This window comes from Flagellimonas sp. 2504JD4-2 (genome assembly GCF_053642935.1).
The window spans coordinates 94,435-114,953 of the sequence record NZ_JBSIOV010000001.1; the positions used below are offsets into that span (position 1 = coordinate 94,435).

At 40.3% G+C, this 20,519-nt stretch carries 15 protein-coding genes; 2 read left to right on the forward strand and 13 right to left on the reverse strand.

The window, feature by feature from the left end; translation table 11 throughout:
- Positions 1 to 135: 135 nt before the first annotated feature.
- From pgi to uvrC, 6 genes are all read right to left on the reverse strand, one after another.
- Complete coding sequence (pgi, locus tag ACULLH_RS00480; RefSeq protein ID WP_454086757.1) at positions 136 to 1,773, reverse strand: glucose-6-phosphate isomerase; 1,638 nt, start codon at positions 1,771 to 1,773, stop codon at positions 136 to 138.
- A 1-nt stretch (position 1,774) separates the two neighbouring features.
- A complete protein-coding gene (locus ACULLH_RS00485; protein WP_454086758.1) occupies positions 1,775 to 3,058 on the reverse strand; it encodes a M23 family metallopeptidase in 1,284 nt (427 codons plus the stop codon).
- A 5-nt stretch (positions 3,059 to 3,063) separates the two neighbouring features.
- Positions 3,064 to 4,026 (reverse strand): tryptophan 2,3-dioxygenase family protein, encoded by a 963-nt coding sequence (locus ACULLH_RS00490; protein WP_454086759.1) that lies wholly within the window; start codon positions 4,024 to 4,026, stop codon positions 3,064 to 3,066.
- Between the two features lie 5 nt (positions 4,027 to 4,031).
- Positions 4,032 to 4,811 (reverse strand): DUF3108 domain-containing protein, encoded by a 780-nt coding sequence (locus ACULLH_RS00495; protein WP_454086760.1) that lies wholly within the window; start codon positions 4,809 to 4,811, stop codon positions 4,032 to 4,034.
- A gap of 372 nt (positions 4,812 to 5,183) precedes the next feature.
- Positions 5,184 to 7,451 carry a patatin-like phospholipase family protein gene (locus ACULLH_RS00500; protein ID WP_454086761.1) on the reverse strand — a complete coding sequence of 756 codons (2,268 nt, stop codon included), beginning with the start codon at positions 7,449 to 7,451 and terminating at the stop codon, positions 5,184 to 5,186.
- Between the two features lie 2 nt (positions 7,452 to 7,453).
- The gene (uvrC, locus tag ACULLH_RS00505; RefSeq protein ID WP_454086762.1) at positions 7,454 to 9,244 is read right to left on the reverse strand and encodes an excinuclease ABC subunit UvrC; all 1,791 of its coding nucleotides are present in this window, start codon (positions 9,242 to 9,244) and stop codon (positions 7,454 to 7,456) included.
- A 385-nt stretch (positions 9,245 to 9,629) separates the two neighbouring features.
- On the opposite strand from uvrC, the gene ACULLH_RS00510 reads away from it, so the two are divergent.
- On the forward strand, positions 9,630 to 10,190 hold the full coding sequence (locus tag ACULLH_RS00510; RefSeq protein ID WP_454086763.1) for a 5-formyltetrahydrofolate cyclo-ligase: 561 nt from the start codon (positions 9,630 to 9,632) through the stop codon (positions 10,188 to 10,190).
- On the opposite strand, the gene ACULLH_RS00515 is transcribed toward ACULLH_RS00510, so the two are convergent.
- The 4 genes from ACULLH_RS00515 to ileS form a co-directional block, all read right to left on the reverse strand.
- A complete protein-coding gene (locus ACULLH_RS00515; protein WP_454086764.1) occupies positions 10,187 to 10,822 on the reverse strand; it encodes a lipoprotein signal peptidase in 636 nt (211 codons plus the stop codon). The genes ACULLH_RS00510 and ACULLH_RS00515 overlap by 4 nt on opposite strands.
- A 32-nt stretch (positions 10,823 to 10,854) precedes the next feature.
- Entirely contained in the window at positions 10,855 to 11,427 is a 573-nt protein-coding gene (locus ACULLH_RS00520) for a hypothetical protein (protein ID WP_454086765.1), read from the reverse strand.
- Positions 11,428 to 11,501: 74 nt separating this feature from the next.
- Entirely contained in the window at positions 11,502 to 11,885 is a 384-nt protein-coding gene (locus ACULLH_RS00525) for a TraR/DksA family transcriptional regulator (protein ID WP_420320682.1), read from the reverse strand.
- Positions 11,886 to 11,889: 4 nt separating this feature from the next.
- Positions 11,890 to 15,291, reverse strand: coding sequence for an isoleucine--tRNA ligase (gene ileS, locus ACULLH_RS00530; protein ID WP_454086766.1), 3,402 nt, complete (start codon positions 15,289 to 15,291; stop codon positions 11,890 to 11,892).
- Positions 15,292 to 15,472: 181 nt separating this feature from the next.
- Between ileS and ACULLH_RS00535 the strand changes: the two genes are divergently transcribed.
- The gene (locus ACULLH_RS00535) at positions 15,473 to 15,829 is read left to right on the forward strand and encodes a hypothetical protein (protein WP_454086767.1); all 357 of its coding nucleotides are present in this window, start codon (positions 15,473 to 15,475) and stop codon (positions 15,827 to 15,829) included.
- Positions 15,830 to 15,882: 53 nt separating this feature from the next.
- On the opposite strand, the gene ACULLH_RS00540 is transcribed toward ACULLH_RS00535, so the two are convergent.
- From ACULLH_RS00540 to gdhA, 3 genes are all read right to left on the reverse strand, one after another.
- Positions 15,883 to 18,315, reverse strand: coding sequence for a TonB-dependent receptor (locus ACULLH_RS00540; protein ID WP_454086768.1), 2,433 nt, complete (start codon positions 18,313 to 18,315; stop codon positions 15,883 to 15,885).
- A complete protein-coding gene (gene recO / locus ACULLH_RS00545; protein WP_454086769.1) occupies positions 18,299 to 19,018 on the reverse strand; it encodes a DNA repair protein RecO in 720 nt (239 codons plus the stop codon). Before recO ends, ACULLH_RS00540 begins: the two co-directional genes overlap by 17 nt.
- Before the next feature lie 101 nt (positions 19,019 to 19,119).
- On the reverse strand, positions 19,120 to 20,463 hold the full coding sequence (gene gdhA, locus ACULLH_RS00550; RefSeq protein WP_454086770.1) for an NADP-specific glutamate dehydrogenase: 1,344 nt from the start codon (positions 20,461 to 20,463) through the stop codon (positions 19,120 to 19,122).
- Positions 20,464 to 20,519 lie beyond the last annotated feature (56 nt).

Below are 20,519 nucleotides of genomic sequence, written 5' to 3' on the forward strand. Positions count from 1 at the left end.
TGCAAAAGTGACGTTTTTTGACGTCAAAAATGTTAAACGAACGTTAACAAATTCAAATATAATAATTATTGGACACTATTTAAAATGCTGAAAAACAGATGTTTAGGTGTGAACGGGGTTTTTCTAAACCTTAAATCATTTCTTAAAAAACTGCAAAAGATTCAGCGTAGAACTATCATGTTTGCCGATTTCTGAACTTTCAATGTCGTGAAGTATATTTTTGGCAAGTTGCTTCCCCAATTCTACACCCCATTGATCGTAGCTGAAAATGTTCCAAATAATCCCTTGGACGAAGATTTTATGTTCATAAAGTGCAATTAAGGACCCCAAGCTTTTCGGGCTCAGTTTTTCAATTAAAATTGTATTTGTGGGCTTGTTACCTTCAAATACTTTAAATGGCAATAGGGTTGAAACCTCATCTTTGGATAACCCTTGAGCTTTCAATTCGGATTTTACCTCATCCGGGGTTTTTCCATTCATCAAAGCTTCGGTTTGTGCAAAGAAATTTGCCATAAGCTTATTATGGTGGTCCTTATCTCCATGAAGTGATTCTTTGTACCCGATAAAATCGGTTGGGATAAGTTTTGTTCCCTGGTGGATCAATTGAAAGAATGCATGTTGGGAATTTGTTCCAGGCTCCCCCCAAATAATAGTTCCGGTTTCGTAGTTGGCCCTATTTCCAGCTCTATCAACGCTTTTTCCGTTACTCTCCATAATTCCTTGCTGCAAATAGGCAGAGAATCGATGTAAATATTGGGTATAAGGAATAATCGCTTCTGTTTCGGCACCAAAGAAGTTATTGTACCAAACGCTTAACAGCGCCAGCACTACCGGAATGTTTACCGCAAAAGGAGTTTCTTTAAAATGGGTGTCCATTTCATTAGCGCCGTCCAACAATGCTTCAAAGTTTTCATAACCTACCGAAAGGGCTATAGAAAGTCCTACCGCACTCCAGAGAGAGAAACGCCCCCCAACCCAATCCCACATGGGAAATACGTTTTCGTCCGCTATTCCAAATTCTTTGATCTTTTGGGTGTTTGTGGAAACCGCGACAAAGTGTTTCGCAATATCCGATTCTGAAGCATGTTTCAAAAACCATTTTTTAATGGTCAATGCATTACTTAAAGTCTCCTGTGTTGTAAAGGTTTTGGATACAACAACAAACAAAGTGGTTTCTGGGTCAAGTTCTTTTAGCACCTCATGAACATGGTCTCCATCGACATTGCTCACAAAATGCATTTTTAAATGATTCTTGTAAAATTTAAGTGCTTCGGTCACCATAACGGGACCCAAGTCGGATCCCCCAATCCCGATATTTACAACATCGGTGAAAGCCTTGTTGGTGAAACCTTTTTTATCGCCAGAAATTATGGTTTCCGAAAACGATTTTATCTGCTCGCGCACCTGATAGACTTCAGGTACAATGTTAGTCCCATCAACAAAAATCTCATCTTCCTTTTTTGCCCTGAGCGCCGTATGAAGTACCGCCCTGCCTTCGGTCTGGTTGATAGCCTGTCCGCCAAAATAACTTGAAATGGATGCTTTTAATCCGATTTCATCGGCAAGGTTCAGCAGGAGTGAAAGGGTTTCTTCTGTTATCCTGTTTTTGGAGTAGTCCACAAAGAAATCATTCCAAAGCAATGAGAACCTTTGCCCTCGATCTTTATCCTGAGCAAATAATTCCCTTAAATGTTTATCCTTTGTTTGTTTATGGTGTTCTAAAAGTTTTTTCCAGCTTTCTGCAGTCGTAGGGTTGGTCTTGGGCAATGTCATTTTATGGGTTCAGTGTTATTTGATCTTCTTGTCGAATTGGAACGGGAGCCAATTCCAAGAACTCTATGCAATCCAATTGTGTTTTTAAGGGGTCGATATGGGTCAAGTATCCCGTTCTTAAAGAGTCTACAATAGGTTCGGCAGCTGGAAGTTTTTCCCGCAAGGGATCCACTTGTCTTCCATTTTTCCAGAAACGGTAGCATACATGGGGTCCACCCGTGTTCCCTGTCATTCCTACCCAACCAATAACATCTCCTTGTCTAACAAACTCACCGCGCTTAACCTTTTGCTTTCTCATATGCAGGTATTGGGTGCTGTAAGTTCCGTTATGCCTAATCTTAACATACCGGCCATTTCCACCTCTTCGAGTAGATTCAGTTACGGTTCCATCTGCAGTTGCAATTATTGGGGTTCCAACGGGCGCTGCATAATCTGTTCCTTTATGGGGCCTTACTTTGTAGCCGTAATAGGCTATTCTTCTACGCAAATTATATCTAGAAGAAAGTCGATAGCCAAATTTTATTGGTGCTCTTAAAAAAGTGCTACGCAAGTTATTGGCATCTTGGTCATAATAGTCCAAGATGTTTTTAAGGGAGTCAGTTACATAAGGAAAGGCATAAATCGGTGTACCCTTATGTTCAAAAAGTGCAGCTTTAATAGCTCCTCTCCCTGCATAAACGGTATCATTGATAAAATGTTCATCATAAATGACCTTAAACTTGTCTCCCTTTTCCAATCTGAAGAAATCGATGGTCCAGGCATAGATTTCGGAAAGGTCAATGGTCACATTGTAATCCACTCCAAGGTTGTCCAATGTTTCGGAAAGATTGTTTTCGATAATTCCTGCTACCTCGCGTTCAACAGATTTAACCTTTCTCCTTCCTTTGTAGGCATTGGCCAAACTGTCTCTAAAATCAAAAACCGTATAATTGATCTTATCGTTTTGATAAATAAAAACCTGGGCGGTTTCGGAAGTATCTTTGGATTTTAGGAGCACATAAGGTTTTCTGTCTATCTTCCTAATATCGAAAGTATCCTTGTACTCCTCTGCTATGTGGATAATCTTAGGATAATCCACTTTGTTTCTAAGCATGAGCTCTCCGAAGGTCTGTCCTTTTTGAATGGTATCGTAAACAACATTGAAGTCATCCAGATTGAACCCGAATCGTTTTACGATAGGCTTTTGAACTGGGTCCTTCGGCTCCAGTTGCTGTACCAATTCTTTCTTCTCTTTGCAAGACACCAATACCAACAGTGCCAAGATTGCCCCAATAAATCTTTGCATTTTATTTACTTGTTAGCAGGATTAAAAATATGGTCAACCCATTGTTTTCCCCATGTATCCAGCTCTTCTTCAGAGTACAAAGTTGGGAAAAATATTATTTTCTGAAAACTTGGAGGCAAAAAGTCTTTCCAATTAGTGCCTCCAGTGGCATCTACTTCCCTGTTTTCCTTGGCCAAATATCTATATGCTGAGCCCATATGCATCAAAGGCCAATTGACATTTGCGTTCAGATCCAAATCCTTTAGGGACTTGATCAAAGTCTCATCATTTCTAGAGGTTTCGGGAAGTTGAAGGTACTTATGATAAATGGTGCTGTTCTTTACTTGATTGGATATTCTTAGCAATCTAGGCGTATACCGAAACTCAAATTGTTTAAGGGTCAATGTCTTTTCTCCGCTAGAGAGATCAGTGGCTCCCTTTTTCCAATAAATATGTTCGAAAAGCTCTTCTATACTATCCTTTTCTGTATAGTTGTCCCGCTCCGAAAAGTGGACAAGATTTTCCAAGGGAGTGGCATAAATCTCTATCATTCGATATTGCGCCGACTGAAATCCACTTGCTGGAAGCAATGCCATTCTATATCGTAAAAACTGCTCTCTTTCCATCCCTTTGATCATTATACTGAAGGATGATATAAGTGCCTTGAAATAGTTGTTCATCCGATTTACCTTCTCTTTGAAAAAAGAAAGGTCTTGGGATTTATCTTCGACTATTTGTTTTTGTTCATGTAGAATCAGCTTAAAATACAATTCGGTAATCTGATGATACATGATGAAGATCTCTTCATCCGGGAAATGGGTGCGAGGCACCTGTATGCTCAATAGGGTATCTAAATGGATGTAATCCCAGTAGGTAAGGTATCGTTGATAAAGGAGTCCGTCAAGGTAAGAACTTAAATCTTGTCCAGAGTTTTTGTACTTTTCTTCAAGCTTATTGATTTGGGACTCAATTCGCTCATCATTCTTCATTCAAGCTATTTCATTATTATTTTAAACTGGTTTCTTAGCCCATTATAGGCATCTAAATCTGCTTTTAACGATCCTACGGCCAAATCTGCCTTAATTCGAATCGGAATTTTGTTCAAATCGTTGGAAACCCATAGGGTAAGACTCTCCTGTTCTTTAAAAACACGACCCGACTGAACCAAAGGCCTAAATTTAAGACATTCTACTTTGCCGAACTTCGTTCGAATGATTTCTTTTCCCAAATACTTCAGTTTAAACTTAAAAACGCCATCATCATCGTACAGCATGTCCATATTTATGGATTCGCCAATTTCAAAGTCATCAAGTGCATATTTATCCCTCATATAGTAAGAGGCCGACAACAAATCTTGAATTCCATCATGCACGGGAATATCCATTTGTTTCCCATTTTTATTGTCCTTTAAGATTGCTTTGTCCTCGTCATAATAGAAATCTATCTCAATATCCTTGGTATATCCACCTTCATAAATTTTTCTGATAAAGCGGTGCGGTCTACCATCTTGCTTACTAAAATAACTTTCGTAGGTGTCATCGACCTTAAAAAATATACTGGCGAACCCCGTTGTCTTTCCTCTTCCCACCACATGGTAAACAGGAACACTGTCGATAGTATCGTTCTTAAGTTGAAGTGTAGCGTAGCTAGCATTTAAAAACCCGTAGTGTATGCGGAATTTTAGCCATTCCCCTGCCTTAAAGGCAGGACGGGTGTTCTGTGCCATTAGCGGCATCATAAGCAGGACGGCGAATATGGTAACAATCTTTTTCATAATCTTTATGTCGGTATAAAATTACTAAAATCACATCTCGCGTTCAGTATTTTACATATACTTAAACAAATCTTGTTCCAAAATATTATGTATAAAAAAAAGCCCAGTTTCAGAACTGGGCTTTTCCTAAATAACCAACCAAACTTTAAATTATGAAAAACCAATACTTAAAGTTATAAGGGAACCACCCCTTATGTGTTACAAAGATATATTAACACCCCAGTAAAAATGTAAGTTTTAACGTACTTTAACTATCTTTTTACCAAATAGTGAACATTTGGCAATTAATTAAGAAAAATTAGGGGTTTTGTGCGCATATCGTTCCATATTTCCCCTACAAAAATTAAGGTTTTTGATTAATTCTTACTGACCTCAAAACCAGTATCCCACGCTGAAGAAAACATTGCTGTTGTCAGTTTCCGGAGACCATGAATAATAAATTTGGATCGGCCCCAAAAACGATTCCAATCCGTAACCAATTCCATATCCTGAAAAAGTGGGTTCCGTAAACCAATCCCCTGTCCTGAACAGGTCGTCATCGACGTTGGCAAAATTAGCGGTAAACATAAAATGGTTCTTAGTGGCAAATTCGAAATCCAGTCTTCCATATGCCTTTACATAGCTGTTGCCGGGCAAGCTCAGAAAATCGTATCCCATAAAGGGCGTGAAGTTGTTCACAAAATCGTTTCCAAAACCTCCCAAAACAAAATCAAACGAGGTTACACCGGAAGTACCCAATTTAAACCCTCCTTCTGTCTCCAAATTCAAGGTTAACTTATCCAGTAAGGTAAACGCTCCACCAAGTTTTGCTTTTCCAATGGAAAATTCCTTGAAGTTATCATTGAAATCGGATGAAAAGAGATATAAATGGAAATCACTGTCAAAAAACACCCCTTTGGTAGGGAAATATTTATCGTCATAAGTGTCCAACGTAATTTTTCCATACGCGCTGAAGTAATTCGAGTCGTCAAAAAAAGTGCGGTTGGAGGATGATATTTGAAGCGCAGCCTCATTTTCTTCTTCAAACTGATTGAGTGTCCGGGTGCTGTAACGCAATAATTTGTGTTCCGCCCCAAGGGTAAAGGCAAATTCTTCCCGCAAGACGGTTTGTAGATATATCTGATTGGTCCAATCGGTTACATCCAAATTGATCTCCCGGATGTTTGGATCATTTGGGGCATCAAAATTTGACCGGATAAGACCAAAATCGATTTCTTCATCAAAATCGGTAAATCTTGAATTGATTCCGAAACTCCAGTAAAAACCTTTGTCCAGGTAATATTGCATATTATACCGAATATGGTCCCCGAGGATAAAATCGAAGGAGGCCACATCATCTTTCAACAAAAAATTCTTTTTGGTAAGATTGATCAATGCAGAACTCTTGTAAAGATCATCATAATGGGCCGCCATTTTGATGAACATTTTGGTGGGATTTTCCTTTAGCTTCAAAATAAGGTCCGTTCCCAGGCCATTGGATACCAGTTCATATCGAATAGCCTTAAAGTTTCCGGTGGCCGAAAGATTGTTGATTCCCTGTTTTAATTTTTCAAATGGGATTTTCTCCGCAAGGTTAAACCTCAGCTTTCCCTTAATGTATCCGCGAGTATATTGGTCGTTTCCTTTTATGATCAATCGGTTGATGGTCAAACTATCCATAGGTTCAATTCTCTTTCGCACCACAGTACCACCTTTCTGCTCTTGGGCCACTTCTTCCAATCTTGAAATTATAAGTGCTGCAGCCTCCTCACCGCTATCCATAATCTCGTTGCTTCGGTCAAAGTCGATTACCGAAAAATCATCAATATTTGGTCGGATATAGATGTCCGTTTGTTCTGCCTTGACCTTCATATCGTTTACGGTTCGATAATTGTTGATCTGCAGCAAAATTTCGGTTGCCGAGGACAATGATTCGCGTGTGGATAATCCATGTTGTACATCTACCCCGATAATTAAATCGGCACCCAAAGCTTTGATTTCATCAATGGGATAATTATTGACCACTCCTCCATCTATCAAAATTTCACCTTCTATTTCAGCAGGTTCAAAAAGCGAAGGGAAAGTCCCACTGGCCATAATGGCTTCCGGTAAATATCCTGAATCCAACAAAACCTCTTCACCCGTCTCAACATTGGTCGCGATACATAAAAATGGTATGGGCAGTCTATTAAAATCCTGTACATCTTTTACATGAAAAAGAAGTCGAACCAACTCATTATAGATGTTCTGTCCACCAGAAATGGCTTGGGGGAAGGATACATTGAAATTGGTAAAGGGAAGACTTAACGCATAGCGTTCGGAATCTTCCTTTTCATAAAAGGTTTTGGCTCCCCGGGGAACATTATCCTGGATGAGCTGGGAAAAATCGGTTACCCTAAAAATCGAATCCAGCTCGTTTGCGGAATATCCGGAAGCATATAATGCGCCTACAATTGCGCCCATGCTGGTCCCGCCAATGTAGTCAACTTTTATTCCCGCTTCATCAATAATCTTAAGTGCTCCAATATGTGCCATTCCCTTGGCACCGCCCCCACTTAATACCAATCCCACTTTTAGGTCATCCCCATGAGCTGATGTCTGGGACCAACCCACGAACCCAAACAGTATGAATGTTCCTATTATGATGTTTTTGATGCTCATGCTCAGTGGAACGATTTATAGATTTTTTTCGCCTTTGCCATACCTATAGATTCCGCAAGGTTCTCAATGGTTGCTTCTTTTATTCTTTTTACCGATTTAAATTGCTGCAACAGTTGTTCTGCGGTCTTTTTACCGATTCCTTCAATATTTTCCAATTCAGAATCGATCGCAGCCTTACTTCGTTTGTTACGATGGTGGGTTATCCCAAATCGGTGTGCTTCATTTCTTAACTGCTGGATAATCTTCAAGCTTTCCGATTTTTTGTCCAAGTATAGCGGAATCGGATCCTCTGGAAAATAGATTTCCTCGAGTCGTTTGGCAATACCTATAATGGCAATTTTCCCTCGAAGCCCTAAAATGTCCAAGCTTTTTAAGGCACTTGAAAGCTGCCCTTTACCTCCATCAATGACAATGAGCTGGGGCAATGGTTCATCTTCGGTCACTAACCGTTTGTACCTTCTAAAAACCACTTCCTCCATACTTGCAAAATCATCAGGACCGTCAACGGTTTTAATATTGAAATGACGATACTCCTTTTTTGAAGGCTTTCCATTTTTAAAAACCACACAGGCCGCCACCGGATTGCTTCCTTGTATATTGGAGTTATCGAAACATTCAATATGTGTTGGTTCCTCCGAAAGCCTAAGGTCAGCTTTCATCTGAGCCATAATACGTTTTGTGTGCCGGTCCGGATCGGTAATCTTTATCTGTTTGAACCTATCTTGCCTAAAGAATCGGGCATTTCGTTCGGATAGTTCTAAAATCCTTCTTTTATCCCCTAATTTAGGCAGGGTAATCTTGACATCTTCCTCAACGAGTACCGGAAACTGAAGATAAATCTCTTTGGATAGGGATTTAAACCGCTGTCGAATCTCGGTAATCGCCAGTTGTAACAATTCCTCATCGGTCTCTTCAAGTTTCTTTTTGATTTCCATGGTATGCGACCTGATAATGGAACCGTGCGAAAGTTGCAAGAAATTTACATAGGCATGGGTCTCATCGGAAATAATCGTAAAAACATCAACATTGTTGATCTTAGGATTGACCACTGTGGATTTGGCCTGGTAGTTTTCCAGAATTTCAATCTTGTCCTTTATACGCTGTGCCTTCTCAAATTCCATTTGACCTGCCAAATCTTTCATTTGCAATCTGAAGGATTGCAGCGAACTTTTAAAGTTCCCTTTTATGATTTGTCTGATAACCTCTATCTGCCTTTTATAATCGTCTTCGCTCTGAAATCCTTCGCATGGACCGAGGCAATTTCCCAAGTGGTATTCCAAACACACTTTGTACTTGCCTGCATTGATTTTTTCCTTTGATAAGTCGTAGTTGCATGTCCGTAAGGGATACAAACTTCTTACAAGGTCCAACAGTGTGCGTACGGTTTTCATACTGGTATATGGACCATAATACTCAGAGCCGTCCTTTATGAGTTTTCGGGTTGAAAAAACTCTGGGGAAACGTTCTTTCTTGACGCAAATCCAAGGATAGGATTTATCATCCTTGAGCAGAACATTATAGCGGGGCATCAATTTTTTGATCAGGTTGTTCTCCAAAAGAAGAGCATCTGATTCTGTGGGCACCACTATATGTTTGATGCTATCAATTTTTTTGACCAAGACCCTTGTCTTTCCGTATTCCTGTTTTTTATTGAAATAGGAGGAAACCCGTTTTTTCAGGTTCTTGGCCTTTCCTACATAAAGAATTTTTCCTTCAGCGTCATAAAATTGATACACCCCAGGGTTATTGGGCAGGGCGCTTATTTGAACGCTAATGGAAGGAAGTTTGGGCATATAATTTCCAAAAATTGAAGCTTTTACAAAGGTATACCTTAATAATAGTGTTTTTTTGTTAAAATTGATGGGGAAGTTAGTGTTTTGATTGGGGTTGATTTCGAGTTGATGCTATCACTATTGCTTAAAAATTTGTTTAAAAAATAGGTTTTTTTGTTAAACCAGTGCTAAAAAAAGTGCGTTTCATCGATTAATAATGCATTTCATAGTAAAATTTCCAATTCTTTTACTTATTTTTAACCGTATAAATACAATTCTATGGAGAACTATATTATCGTTTTGGGAATGTATTTGATCTTGATGCTTTTCTTCAAGATTTTTTTCACGGTTTCGACAAGAGAGTAAGTAGTTTCCCAAAACAACCCCAAAAAATTTCAACATTTAAATGTTGAAACATGAACTAAGAAAAAAATACAAAAATCTGAGAGCGGAGCTCGAAAGTTCCCACATTTCAGATTTGAGTATTGATTTAGCGAATCATGTACTTCAAATCCCAATTTGGGATTTTTTTTATTTCCATATTTTCCTGAGCATTGAAGAAAACAAAGAAATAGACACGCTACCGTTGATTACACTATTGCAAGGGAAGGACAAAAATGTGGTCGTTCCCAAAGTTGCTGGTGAAAACTCCATGGAGAACTTTTTGCTTACGGATAGCACCGTGCTCAAAAAAAACAAATGGCATATCCCGGAACCCGTAGATGGCATCCAAATCCCTGAAGAAAAAATCGATGTGGTGTTCTTACCGCTACTTGCTTTTGATAAGCAGGGCAACCGTGTGGGCTATGGCAAGGGATACTATGACACTTTTTTGTCCAAGTGTAAAAATGAGACTGTAAAAATAGGATTGTCCCTATTTGAGGTTGAGGATGCAATCACCGATACACATGCCAAGGACGCAACACTGGATTACTGCGTTACCCCAAACAAAATTTATAGGTTTTAACTTGCAGTTTCTTCCTTCTCAGGTTTGGGAAAGGCCTTTTTATTGAATACGATCAAAATACCTACTCCGGTGCTGATCGCCGTATCAGCTATATTAAAGACAGGTTCAAAAAAACGAAATTGATTTCCTCCAACAAAGGGTACCCAATCGGGCCAAGAGGTATTGATCAATGGAAAGTAAAGCATATCGACCACCCTACCATAAAATAAACTTTCATAAGGTTCTTCAGTAAAAAGTGTCGCTACTTGACCATTGCTGTGGTCAAATATCAATCCGTAGAAAACAGAATCGATGATATTTCCCAAAGCTCCAGCAAAAATGAGCGAGACGGCTAAAATTAGCGTTCTGGGGGACTGCTTTTTAATGATGTCCCAAAGCCAATATCCAATTCCTATTATAGCGAAAAGTCTAAAAATGGTCAATATCAACTTTCCTGCTGATTCTGATACTGGAAGCAAATCGCTAAGCTTTGTTCCCCATGCTGCCCCTTCATTTTCAATGAAAAGAATTTTGAACCAATCAAATACGTCATACGATTCTCCAAGAAAAAAATGGGTCTTTACATATATTTTGCTGATTTGGTCGATCAACAGGACCAATACAATGATCAATAGCGATTTCTGTAGTTTCATGCTTTTAAAAAGGTTCGGCAAAAATATGGATATTATTTTGTTTTCTTCAGATGGATTTTCCCTTCTATCGTATTCAATGTAAATTGATTATCCCCAAAGGGAATGTCCTCACTGAATACTTCCCCATACATGCTTTTTGCCATTATATTTCCCGAAGGTGTTGTTAAAATAATATCCCCTTTTTGAGTGGTCACCTCTACTGTTTCCACCACATTGTTAAGATTGCACCTCCCATCGGAAAGCTTCACATTCAGCTCTTTGTATTTTCCAACAATATTAACATTGCTGTTGGTTCCGTATACAAATACATCTTTATACTCAGGAAGTTCTATATCCAAAGCAATGGAAATAACTTTATGGGCGCTTAACTTGTCGTTGGGGTTGATAAAATTGGGTTGAAATCTGGCACTGATCAACATCGTAGCTCCTTCCTCTTCTATGGTAATGATCAAATCCTTGGCATATTCTCCTTCTATGCTCGCTGCAACAACAACTTCCTCTGTTTTGGAGGTAAGAAGGTTCACCTGATAGCAAAACTCGGAGTCTATCTGAATATACTCGGTTGTGTTGGTAATAGCTTTTTTTACCAGCTTTTGGCCTTGCATGTGTGCAAAGACAAAGAATCCCAGAAAAAACCACAGGGCTTTCATGAACAAAAAAACGCCCTAAGGCGTTTCATTTATTTCTGCATGTTCTTTGCCTCTATGCTCAAGGTTGCATGGGGAACCAGTTTTAAGCGCTCTTTGTTGATGAGCTTTCCAGTCACTCGGCAAATACCATAGGTTTTGTTTTCTATACGAAGAAGGGCATTCTTTAAATCCCTAATGAACTTTTCTTGACGAATGGCCAACTGGGTGTTTGCCTCCTTGCTCATGGTCTCAGAACCCTCTTCAAAAGCCTTGAACGTTGGAGAAGTGTCATCCGTTCCATTGTTCCCATCATTCATATAAGAACTTTTTAAAAGTTCTAAATGACTTTTGGCCTTTTCTATTTTTTCTTCAATAAGCGTTCTGAATTCCTCTAGGTCTTTATCTGAATATCTTACTTTTAAATCTTGTGCCATTTTTTTAATGTTTTTGAATAAACAATTTAGTGTTCACTTCATCGAAGGCAATCGCAATGCCTTCATCTAATTTTTCTTCAAAATTAAGCTCCGCGGTCAAAGTTTCCGTTTTAATGTACTCCTCATTGCTTGTCACAGCACTTTCCACAAAGCCATCTTTCAGTATTTTGATGTCGATCTTATCGGTTACCTCAAATCCAGATTCTTTTCTAAGATTTTGGATTCTATTGACCAATTCTCGAGCAATTCCCTCTTTTCTTAGGTTGTCATCGATGGTAACATCCAACGCTACGGTCAACGCACCTGAGGTGGCTACCAACCAACCTTCAATATCCTGGGAACTGATTTCTACATCAGTTAACTGTAAAATAATACTTTTATTTTTCAATTGTAGCATTAATTCGCCTTCCTGCTCAATTTTTTGTATATCCTCCTGCTTTAATTGACTTACAGCGGCCGCAATCTCCTTCATATCCTTGCCAAATCTGGGGCCTAAAACCTTGAAATTTGGCTTTATCTGCTTCACAAGGATTCCGGAAGCATCGTCCAACAACTCGATCTCCTTTACATTCACTTCTGATTTGATTAAATCTGAAACCGCTTTAATATCCTCCTTTTGTGCATCGTCCAAAATAGGAATCATGATTTTCTGCAAAGGTTGGCGCACCTTTATCTTTTCCTTTTGACGAATAGATAATACCAATGAGGACACTTTTTGTGCCAACTGCATCTTTCGCTCAAGCTTTCTATTGACCATTCCCTCATCAAAAGTTGGGAATTTGGCCAAATGCACACTTTCAAAACCTTCTTTTTGGGTGATTGTATCCAAATCCTTGTACAAACGTTCCATATAAAATGGTGCAATCGGTGCCGACAGTTTTGCAACCGTCACCAAGCAGGTATACAAGGTTTGATAGGCTGAAATTTTATCTTGCTGATAGTCCCCTTTCCAGAATCGGCGCCTACTTAAGCGCACATACCAGTTGCTCAGATTCTCTTGAACATAATCAGAAATCATTCGAGCAGCCTTTGTAGCCTCATAATCGGCATAGGCCTCATCCACTCTTTGAATCAATGAATGTAATTCTGATAGAATCCACTGGTCAATCTCTGGTCTTTCCTTTAAAGGAATGTCCGCTTCAGCATAGCTGAATTCATCAATATTGGCATATAGCGCCAAGAAGGAATAGGTGTTGTACAACGTTCCGAAAAACTTACGTTTCACCTCAACAATTCCTTCAATATCAAACTTAAGATTGTCCCATGGGTTGGCATTGGAAATCATATACCATCGCGTGGCATCGGCACCATGTTTGGGAAGCACCTCAAATGGATCTACTGCATTCCCCAAACGCTTGGACATTTTCTTTCCTTCTTTGTCCAGAACAAGTCCATTAGAGACCACATTTTTGTACGAAACTGTATCAAAAACCATGGTAGCAATGGCATGGAGCGTGTAGAACCACCCCCTTGTTTGATCTACGCCTTCCGCAATAAAGTTTGCAGGAAAAGCCACACCATCATCTATCAATGCTTTGTTTTCAAAAGGATAGTGCCATTGGGCGTAGGGCATGGAACCGCTATCAAACCAAACATCAATAAGGTCCGACTCGCGTTTCATAGGCTGACCTGAAGCAGAAACCAAGGTAATTTGATCTACGATATTCTTGTGCAGATCAATTTTATCATAATTGGACTCGCTCATATCACCAACTACAAAATCCTCGAAAACATCCTTTTCAAGAACTCCGGCGGCAACGGCTTTGGCCATCTCAGATTTTAGTTCTTCAACAGAGCCAATGAGCATTTCTTCCTTTCCATCGGCGGTACGCCAAATGGGTAATGGGATTCCCCAATATCGGGAACGTGAAAGGTTCCAGTCGTTCGCATTCGCCAACCAGTTTCCAAAACGCCCCTCACCGGTAGCTTTTGGTTTCCAGTTAATGCTCTGATTGAGCTCGAACATACGATCCTTGATGTCGGTTACCTTAATGAACCAGGAATCCAGCGGGTAGTATAAAATAGGTTTGTCAGTACGCCAACAGTTGGGATAACTATGGACATACTTTTCTACCTTAAAAGCTTTGTTTTCTTCCTTCAGCTTGATGGCAATCTCCACATCCACCGATTTTTCAGGAACCTCATCATCGGCATAGTATTCGTTTTTGACATATTTACCGCCAAATTCTTTCATCTCAGGTCTAAACCTTCCTTGTAAATCCACCAAAGGAACAGGGTTGTTGTTTTCGTCCAGCACCAACATTGGCGGAACCTCAGGTTTTGCCTGTTTGGCCACCATGGCATCATCCGCACCAAAAGTTGGTGCCGTATGCACAATACCGGTACCATCTTCGGTGGTCACAAAATCCCCAGAAATCACTCGGAAAGCATTTTCCGGATTTTGATAGGGTTGCACATAATCAATGAGCTGCTCATATTGGATTCCAACCAAGTCCTTGCCCACAAAACTTTGTGTTACCTGATACGGAATCTTTTTATCACCAGATTGGAAACCTTCAAACTCCTCCTGACTTTCAGCTTCAAAAAATTTACCCGAAAATTGTTTGCCTACCAATGCTTTGGCCAACACTACTTGAATTGGTTCAAACGTATATTGGTTATAACTTTTGACCAATACATATTCAATTTTAGGTCCAACCGTCAACGCTGTATTGGAAGGCAGTGTCCATGGTGTTGTCGTCCAGGCCAAAAAGTAAATATCCCCTTCAACATTCTTCAAGAAGTCAGGTAGCGAATCCTTCTTTGCCTTAAATTGGGCAGTAACTGTAGTATCCGTCACATCTTGGTAGGTCCCAGGTTGGTTCAACTCATGGGAACTTAAACCTGTTCCCGCTTTTGGCGAGTAGGGTTGTATGGTATATCCTTTATATAAGAGTCCCTTATCGTAAATCTGCTTCAGCAACCACCAAACCGATTCCATGTACTTGGGTTTGTAGGTGATATACGGATCATCCATGTCTACCCAATAGCCCACTTTTTCGGTCATCTCATTCCAAACATCCGTATAGCGCATCACGGCCTTTTTACAGGCTGCGTTATATTCCTCAACTGAAATCTTTTTGCCAATATCTTCCTTGGTAATACCCAATTCCTTTTCAACACCGATTTCAATGGGTAGGCCGTGGGTATCCCATCCAGCTTTACGCTTTACCTGAAACCCTTTCATGGTCTTGTACCTTGGGAAAATATCCTTTATGGTACGAGCCATTACGTGGTGAATCCCAGGCATACCATTCGCCGAAGGCGGACCTTCATAAAATACGTAGCTTTCCCCTCCCTCACGTGTAGAGACACTTTTCTCAAAAATCTGGTTATTCTTCCAGAATTCGAGAATCTCTTCCGATACTTTGGGCAAGTCCAATCCTTTGTATTCCGCAAACTTCATATCTACTGCTACTTCTTCTAGATTTCCAAGTTTGCAAAATTATAAATTTAGTCGGAATAATCCCCCTGTAAACAAGGTATTTGCGACCTTTCTGTACGGTTGAGCCAAATGGGAAATCACAAAAATGATGCTTTCCGTTAAAATCCATATCTTGACAGCTTTAACACTAAACCATTTTATAATGAAAAGAGTACTAATTGTAGCCGTGGCATTGTGTTTTTCAATGTCCGCAACGATTTCTTGCAAAGAAGCAAAAGACAAGGCCAAAGAGGCCACTGAAGAAGCTGAAAAGTCCATCGAAGAAGCGGGAGACAATCTAAAAGATGCAGCCAATGACGCTGCAGATGCGGTAAAAGATGCTGGTGAAGAAATGAAAGAAGCCGGAGAACAGGCTTTGGACAGCATCAAGAAAGCAGGAGAGGATGCCATGGATAAAGCCAAGGAATTGGGCGAAGATGCAAAGGATGCTGTTAAAGATGCAGCCGATGATGTCAAAAAAGCTGTTGATGACAGTACAGGTGGTGGCAACGGAAAATAAGAACTAACTACTTCAAAAAGAAAAAGGATTGGGAAACCAGTCCTTTTTTTGTTTTAAAAACTATAGCCCAGTCCCAAAATGAGGTTGGTCCCCGGCGCCGAGATACCCGAAGAGTAGGTTCGATAGCGTTGGTTGGTAATGTTCTCCAAATTCACAGTTGCCTTAAATGCATTGGATATCTGATATTGGGATCTGAAATTCAAGGTGTACCAAGAAGGGGAAAATGGATTGCCATTGGCATCCAAGTCATAGATATAATCCTTGCTTCGTTCAGAGAGTGCCAAATCATTATAACTAATTTCCCCATTGTAATTCAGGAACAAATCTGTCCTCAATTTTTGGTTTTGCCAGATTACATGAAAATCTCCAAAGGTCGGAGCAGCATGCCTTGCTGGGGTATCTTCCCCGCTATCATCTTCTTCGGTTCCTTCGGTAATGGTAAGGTTTGACGTTATTGCCCAGTTTTCATCCAAAAAAGCTTCCAGCCCTAGCTCAAATCCATATACATATGCTTTTGCAGCATTTTGTATGGCCTGAACATTGCTCAGCTCACCGTTGTACACAATTTCTCTTTCCCCATTGAAGGTAAAATCCCTTCGCACCAAAGCATCGACCAAATAGGTGTAGAATGCAGCTCCTTTTAGAACCACTTTGTCATTAAAATTCTTTCGAACCCCTATCTCGACATTATAGGCATATTCAGGTTCCAATTCTGGGTTGGGCACCACCACCGAACCTGGTTCGGAATCAAAAATCTTCCCAATATCGTCGATGTTTGGAGCTCTAAACCCAGTAGACCCATTTAAGGTAATCTGCAGGTCGGCTTTTGGAAACCAGCTAAAACCTAGACTTCCCGTAAAAGCTCCTGTAATCAGGTCGGCCTCATCAAAAGGAAAAGGGAAAAACGTATTTTCGAACTGGGCATCTACCCATACCTGACTGTATCGCGCACCTGACAATAGGGTGAAATTTGGCTTTAGTTTATACTCTCCGTTAATATATCCTGCAAAAGTTTGCCAAGTGGCCCCATCTGGATATCGCGAAGCAGCTGCGGTCACGGCGTTGGTTTCGATATTGGTCTGTGTTCCCTCAGAGTTTACCTTGTTGAAAATATATTCTGCCCCATAATACAGCCGTAAATCACCGATTTTTTTGTTTTCAAAGTCAAGGTTTACGGAAATCGCATCCACCATTTCAACGGTAGTGAATCGGTTTGGGTCTTGAAACAATCTTTCATTTCTGCTTTCTTCGAAATGCTGATAGGCTGTGGTCAACTTTACCCCATCGTAAAATTTGTTCTTCCCCTTTTTAGTGACCTGAAAGTTTCCCATTAACCATTTTTGGGGGCCATAGAACCATTCCGCCGAGCGCAATCCATCTCCAGTACTGTTTGGACGAGTTAATCTATCGTACCGTGTAAAATCCGAAGTCTCGGAATAATACAATCCTAAGTCATAGTTCCAAGTTGTGTTGGGGCGATAGGTAAATTTTTGAAGAAAACTAATTTGATTGTACCCGGAAGAGACCTGTTTTCTAGGGTCATTGTTGGTCATCAAAACATCGGTTCCATTTTCGTGAACTACATAATTGTTCCGCAGATACGAATCAGGGCCATTTTTCCCCATGGTCAAGTCATCAAAATCATTGTAGCTAAAACTGGTATAGGAAGCCCATTTTTGTTGTCCCAAATTAAAATCAACATGTGCTGTGTTTTCCATATTGGCAGAAGCAAACCTGTAATTTACATTGCCTGAAAATGTGAGACTGTCCGTAAAAGAAAAGCGTGGTTTCTGGGTGAAAAAGTTCATTACACCCCCAATGGCATCACTACCATAAATGACCGACCCAGGACCAAAGATTACTTCTGTATTTTTTATCGCGAAAGGGTCTATAGAGATTACATTTTGAATGTTCCCTCCCCTAAAAATGGCATTGTTCATCCGAACACCATCCACCGAGAGCAGTAATCTATTTGTTGCAAAGCCCCTAATCATGGGGCTTCCACCTCCCAATTGACTTTTTTGCACAAATACTTTGCCACTGTTCTGTAAAAGATCAGCAGAAGTCTGGGGATTTGTAAATGCTATAGAATGTGCATCAATGGATTCGATTTTAAGCGGAACATCCTTTTTTTGTTGTTCCCATTTAGAAACTGACATGACGACTTCCTGGAGCTCTTCGGGTTTAAGGTCGAGGTAAACCCGGTTACCCTTTCGGCCTATTTGTGCTTTTGTAGTGCTATATATCCCATAGCTGATATGATGAAAGGTAATCCGTTCGTTTCTCGAAAAAACATCGAGTTCACTGCTGCCCTCGATGTCCGTGACCGCAGTTCTCGATTTGTCCTTGTTGTAAATCGCCAAATTGGCAATAGGGGTGCCTGTATCGGCATCCAACACGGTAATTTCCTGGGCGGACACAGTTACATAACCCATCAAAAAAAAGAGGACAAAACCTATGGTTCGCATACTACTCAAAAACTGCATTTAAAACAGCCAAGGACTTGGGTTTTCTGAATCCGTGCAAATGTAATTCAAAATACAGAATAACATTCTTTAAGAGTCCTTGTCTTTGGGGCTTGTTCATTCGTACTGCTGGAAGTGCATCAAAATTTATGCCCAAAAGGCTTTTGAAGTGCTCCAAATTTTCACCGTGGATCAATGGGTTCAGGGAAGGATTCGGATAAAAACTTCCTTCCAACAAATCAAAATAGGGTTGATTTTGAAAAGAAGTGTCCGGAAAAAAGCCTAAATACTTGGTCAAGTTGAGCAAAAACAAGGTATGAAAATTAGGGTTGGGAGGATGCTCATCCAGCCAATGTAAAGCATATTCCAGGTAATTGAACATTCCCTCGTCCTGCCCTTCTTCCAGAATGCTATTGGTCAACATTTCCGCTAAGAAAAGTACCATACTGTTCTTGGCAATGTCCGTATGCACCGTTTTATAAGGTAAGGTCACTTTTGCCTCACGAATACTTTCCAAAGTACCCTTGTTCTTATGTGTCCCAACGATTTCCAACTGCATTAAGGGAAGGAAATAAGCAGCTTTTAATTTCCCTTTTTTGGAAGAGAGCACTCCCTTGAGCAAATAGGATTTTAATCCATCAGATTCCGTAAACGCTTTAACAATAAGACTTGTGTCCCCATATTTTAAGGATGAAAGTACAATGGCCTTGGTGGTAACCTGCATTTTAGCGTCTAAAAATCTTGAATCTCTTAGTGATGAAGATAAAAAAAGTGGACGATTGAAATTCAACCGTCCACCTGTTTATTTACTATTTGACCAAGGTGTTAAATAACTCCTTGCGCCAACATGGCATCAGCAACTTTTACGAAACCTGCAATATTGGCTCCTTTAACGTAATTGCAATAGCCGTCTTCTTCTTTTCCATATTCGATGCAGGAATCATGGATATCTTCCATAATACCTTTTAATCTTTCGTCAACTTCTTCGCGTGTCCAGCTGATTCGAAGTGAGTTTTGCGACATCTCCAATCCAGAAGTGGCAACACCACCGGCGTTGGATGCTTTTCCAGGTGCAAACAAAATCTTGGCATCATGGAACGCATGGATGGCCTCTGGGGTCGAAGGCATGTTCGCACCTTCAGCAACAGCCATACAGCCATTCTTTATCAAGGTGGCGGCATCATCACCATCAAGCTCGTTCTGAGTGGCACATGGCAACGCAACATCACAGGTTACTTCCCAAGGGGTTTTTCCTTTGTGATATTCCGCTGAAGGATATTTATCCGCATATTCGGAAATCCTTCCCCTCTTGTTGTTCTTCAAATCCATGACGAAGGCCAACTTCTCTTCATCAATACCTTCTTTGTCGTAGATATATCCTCCAGAATCGGAAAGTGTCAATACTTTTCCACCTAAATGCATCACCTTCTCGGCAGCATATTGTGCAACGTTTCCAGAACCAGAAATCACAACATTTTTGCCTTCGAATGATTTTCCTTGGGTTTTTAGCATGCTATCGGCAAAGTACACCGTTCCATAGCCTGTTGCTTCTGGACGAATCAATGAACCTCCCCAAGAACGACCCTTTCCGGTCAATACTCCAGTAAATTCATTTCTAATTTTTTTGTACATCCCAAAAAGGAATCCAATTTCACGGGAACCAACACCAATATCTCCAGCGGGAACATCAGTATTTGGACCAATATGTCGGCACAACTCTGTCATAAAGGAGTGGCAAAAGCGCATTACCTCATCATCTGACTTTCCTTTAGGGTCAAAATCGGAACCCCCTTTTCCTCCTCCCATGGGAAGTGTGGTCAAGCTGTTTTTAAAGACTTGCTCAAACGCCAAGAACTTCAATACACTAGCATTCACCGTTGGGTGAAAACGAAGACCGCCTTTGTATGGGCCAATTGCTGAATTCATTTGTATACGATATCCACGGTTAACGTGAATCTCTCCCTCATCATCTACCCATGCCACTCGAAACGACATCAATCGTTCCGGTTCTACCATTCTCAAAAGGATGTTTTTCCCATGATAGATATCGTTTTTTACAATGTACGGGATAACGGTTTCCGCAACTTCCTGTACCGCCTGGATGAATTCAGGTTCATGGCCATTTCTGGCGATGACCTCATCCATAAATGCTTTGATTTTTGCTTCCATAAAACGGATTACTGGTTTAATGTCCCCAGTTTCTCAAAAGGGGTCAATTTTATTGA

Bases quoted from the DNA above. Each gene is read 5' to 3' on its own strand.
- ACULLH_RS00520 (WP_454086765.1), bottom strand. From the start codon at position 11,427: ATGCAAGGCCAAAAGCTGGTAAAAAAAGCTATTACCAACACAACCGAG.
- uvrC (WP_454086762.1), bottom strand. From the start codon at position 9,244: ATGCCCAAACTTCCTTCCATTAGCGTTCAAATAAGCGCCCTGCCCAAT.
- ACULLH_RS00500 (WP_454086761.1), bottom strand. From the start codon at position 7,451: ATGAGCATCAAAAACATCATAATAGGAACATTCATACTGTTTGGGTTC.
- gdhA (WP_454086770.1), bottom strand. From the start codon at position 20,463: ATGGAAGCAAAAATCAAAGCATTTATGGATGAGGTCATCGCCAGAAAT.
- ACULLH_RS00510 (WP_454086763.1), top strand. From the start codon at position 9,630: ATGTTGAAACATGAACTAAGAAAAAAATACAAAAATCTGAGAGCGGAG.
- ACULLH_RS00490 (WP_454086759.1), bottom strand. From the start codon at position 4,026: ATGAAGAATGATGAGCGAATTGAGTCCCAAATCAATAAGCTTGAAGAA.
- ACULLH_RS00535 (WP_454086767.1), top strand. From the start codon at position 15,473: ATGAAAAGAGTACTAATTGTAGCCGTGGCATTGTGTTTTTCAATGTCC.
- ACULLH_RS00525 (WP_420320682.1), bottom strand. From the start codon at position 11,885: ATGGCACAAGATTTAAAAGTAAGATATTCAGATAAAGACCTAGAGGAA.
- ACULLH_RS00485 (WP_454086758.1), bottom strand. From the start codon at position 3,058: ATGCAAAGATTTATTGGGGCAATCTTGGCACTGTTGGTATTGGTGTCT.
- ACULLH_RS00515 (WP_454086764.1), bottom strand. From the start codon at position 10,822: ATGAAACTACAGAAATCGCTATTGATCATTGTATTGGTCCTGTTGATC.
- ACULLH_RS00495 (WP_454086760.1), bottom strand. From the start codon at position 4,811: ATGAAAAAGATTGTTACCATATTCGCCGTCCTGCTTATGATGCCGCTA.
- recO (WP_454086769.1), bottom strand. From the start codon at position 19,018: ATGCAGGTTACCACCAAGGCCATTGTACTTTCATCCTTAAAATATGGG.
- pgi (WP_454086757.1), bottom strand. From the start codon at position 1,773: ATGACATTGCCCAAGACCAACCCTACGACTGCAGAAAGCTGGAAAAAA.
- ACULLH_RS00540 (WP_454086768.1), bottom strand. From the start codon at position 18,315: ATGCAGTTTTTGAGTAGTATGCGAACCATAGGTTTTGTCCTCTTTTTT.
- ileS (WP_454086766.1), bottom strand. From the start codon at position 15,291: ATGAAGTTTGCGGAATACAAAGGATTGGACTTGCCCAAAGTATCGGAA.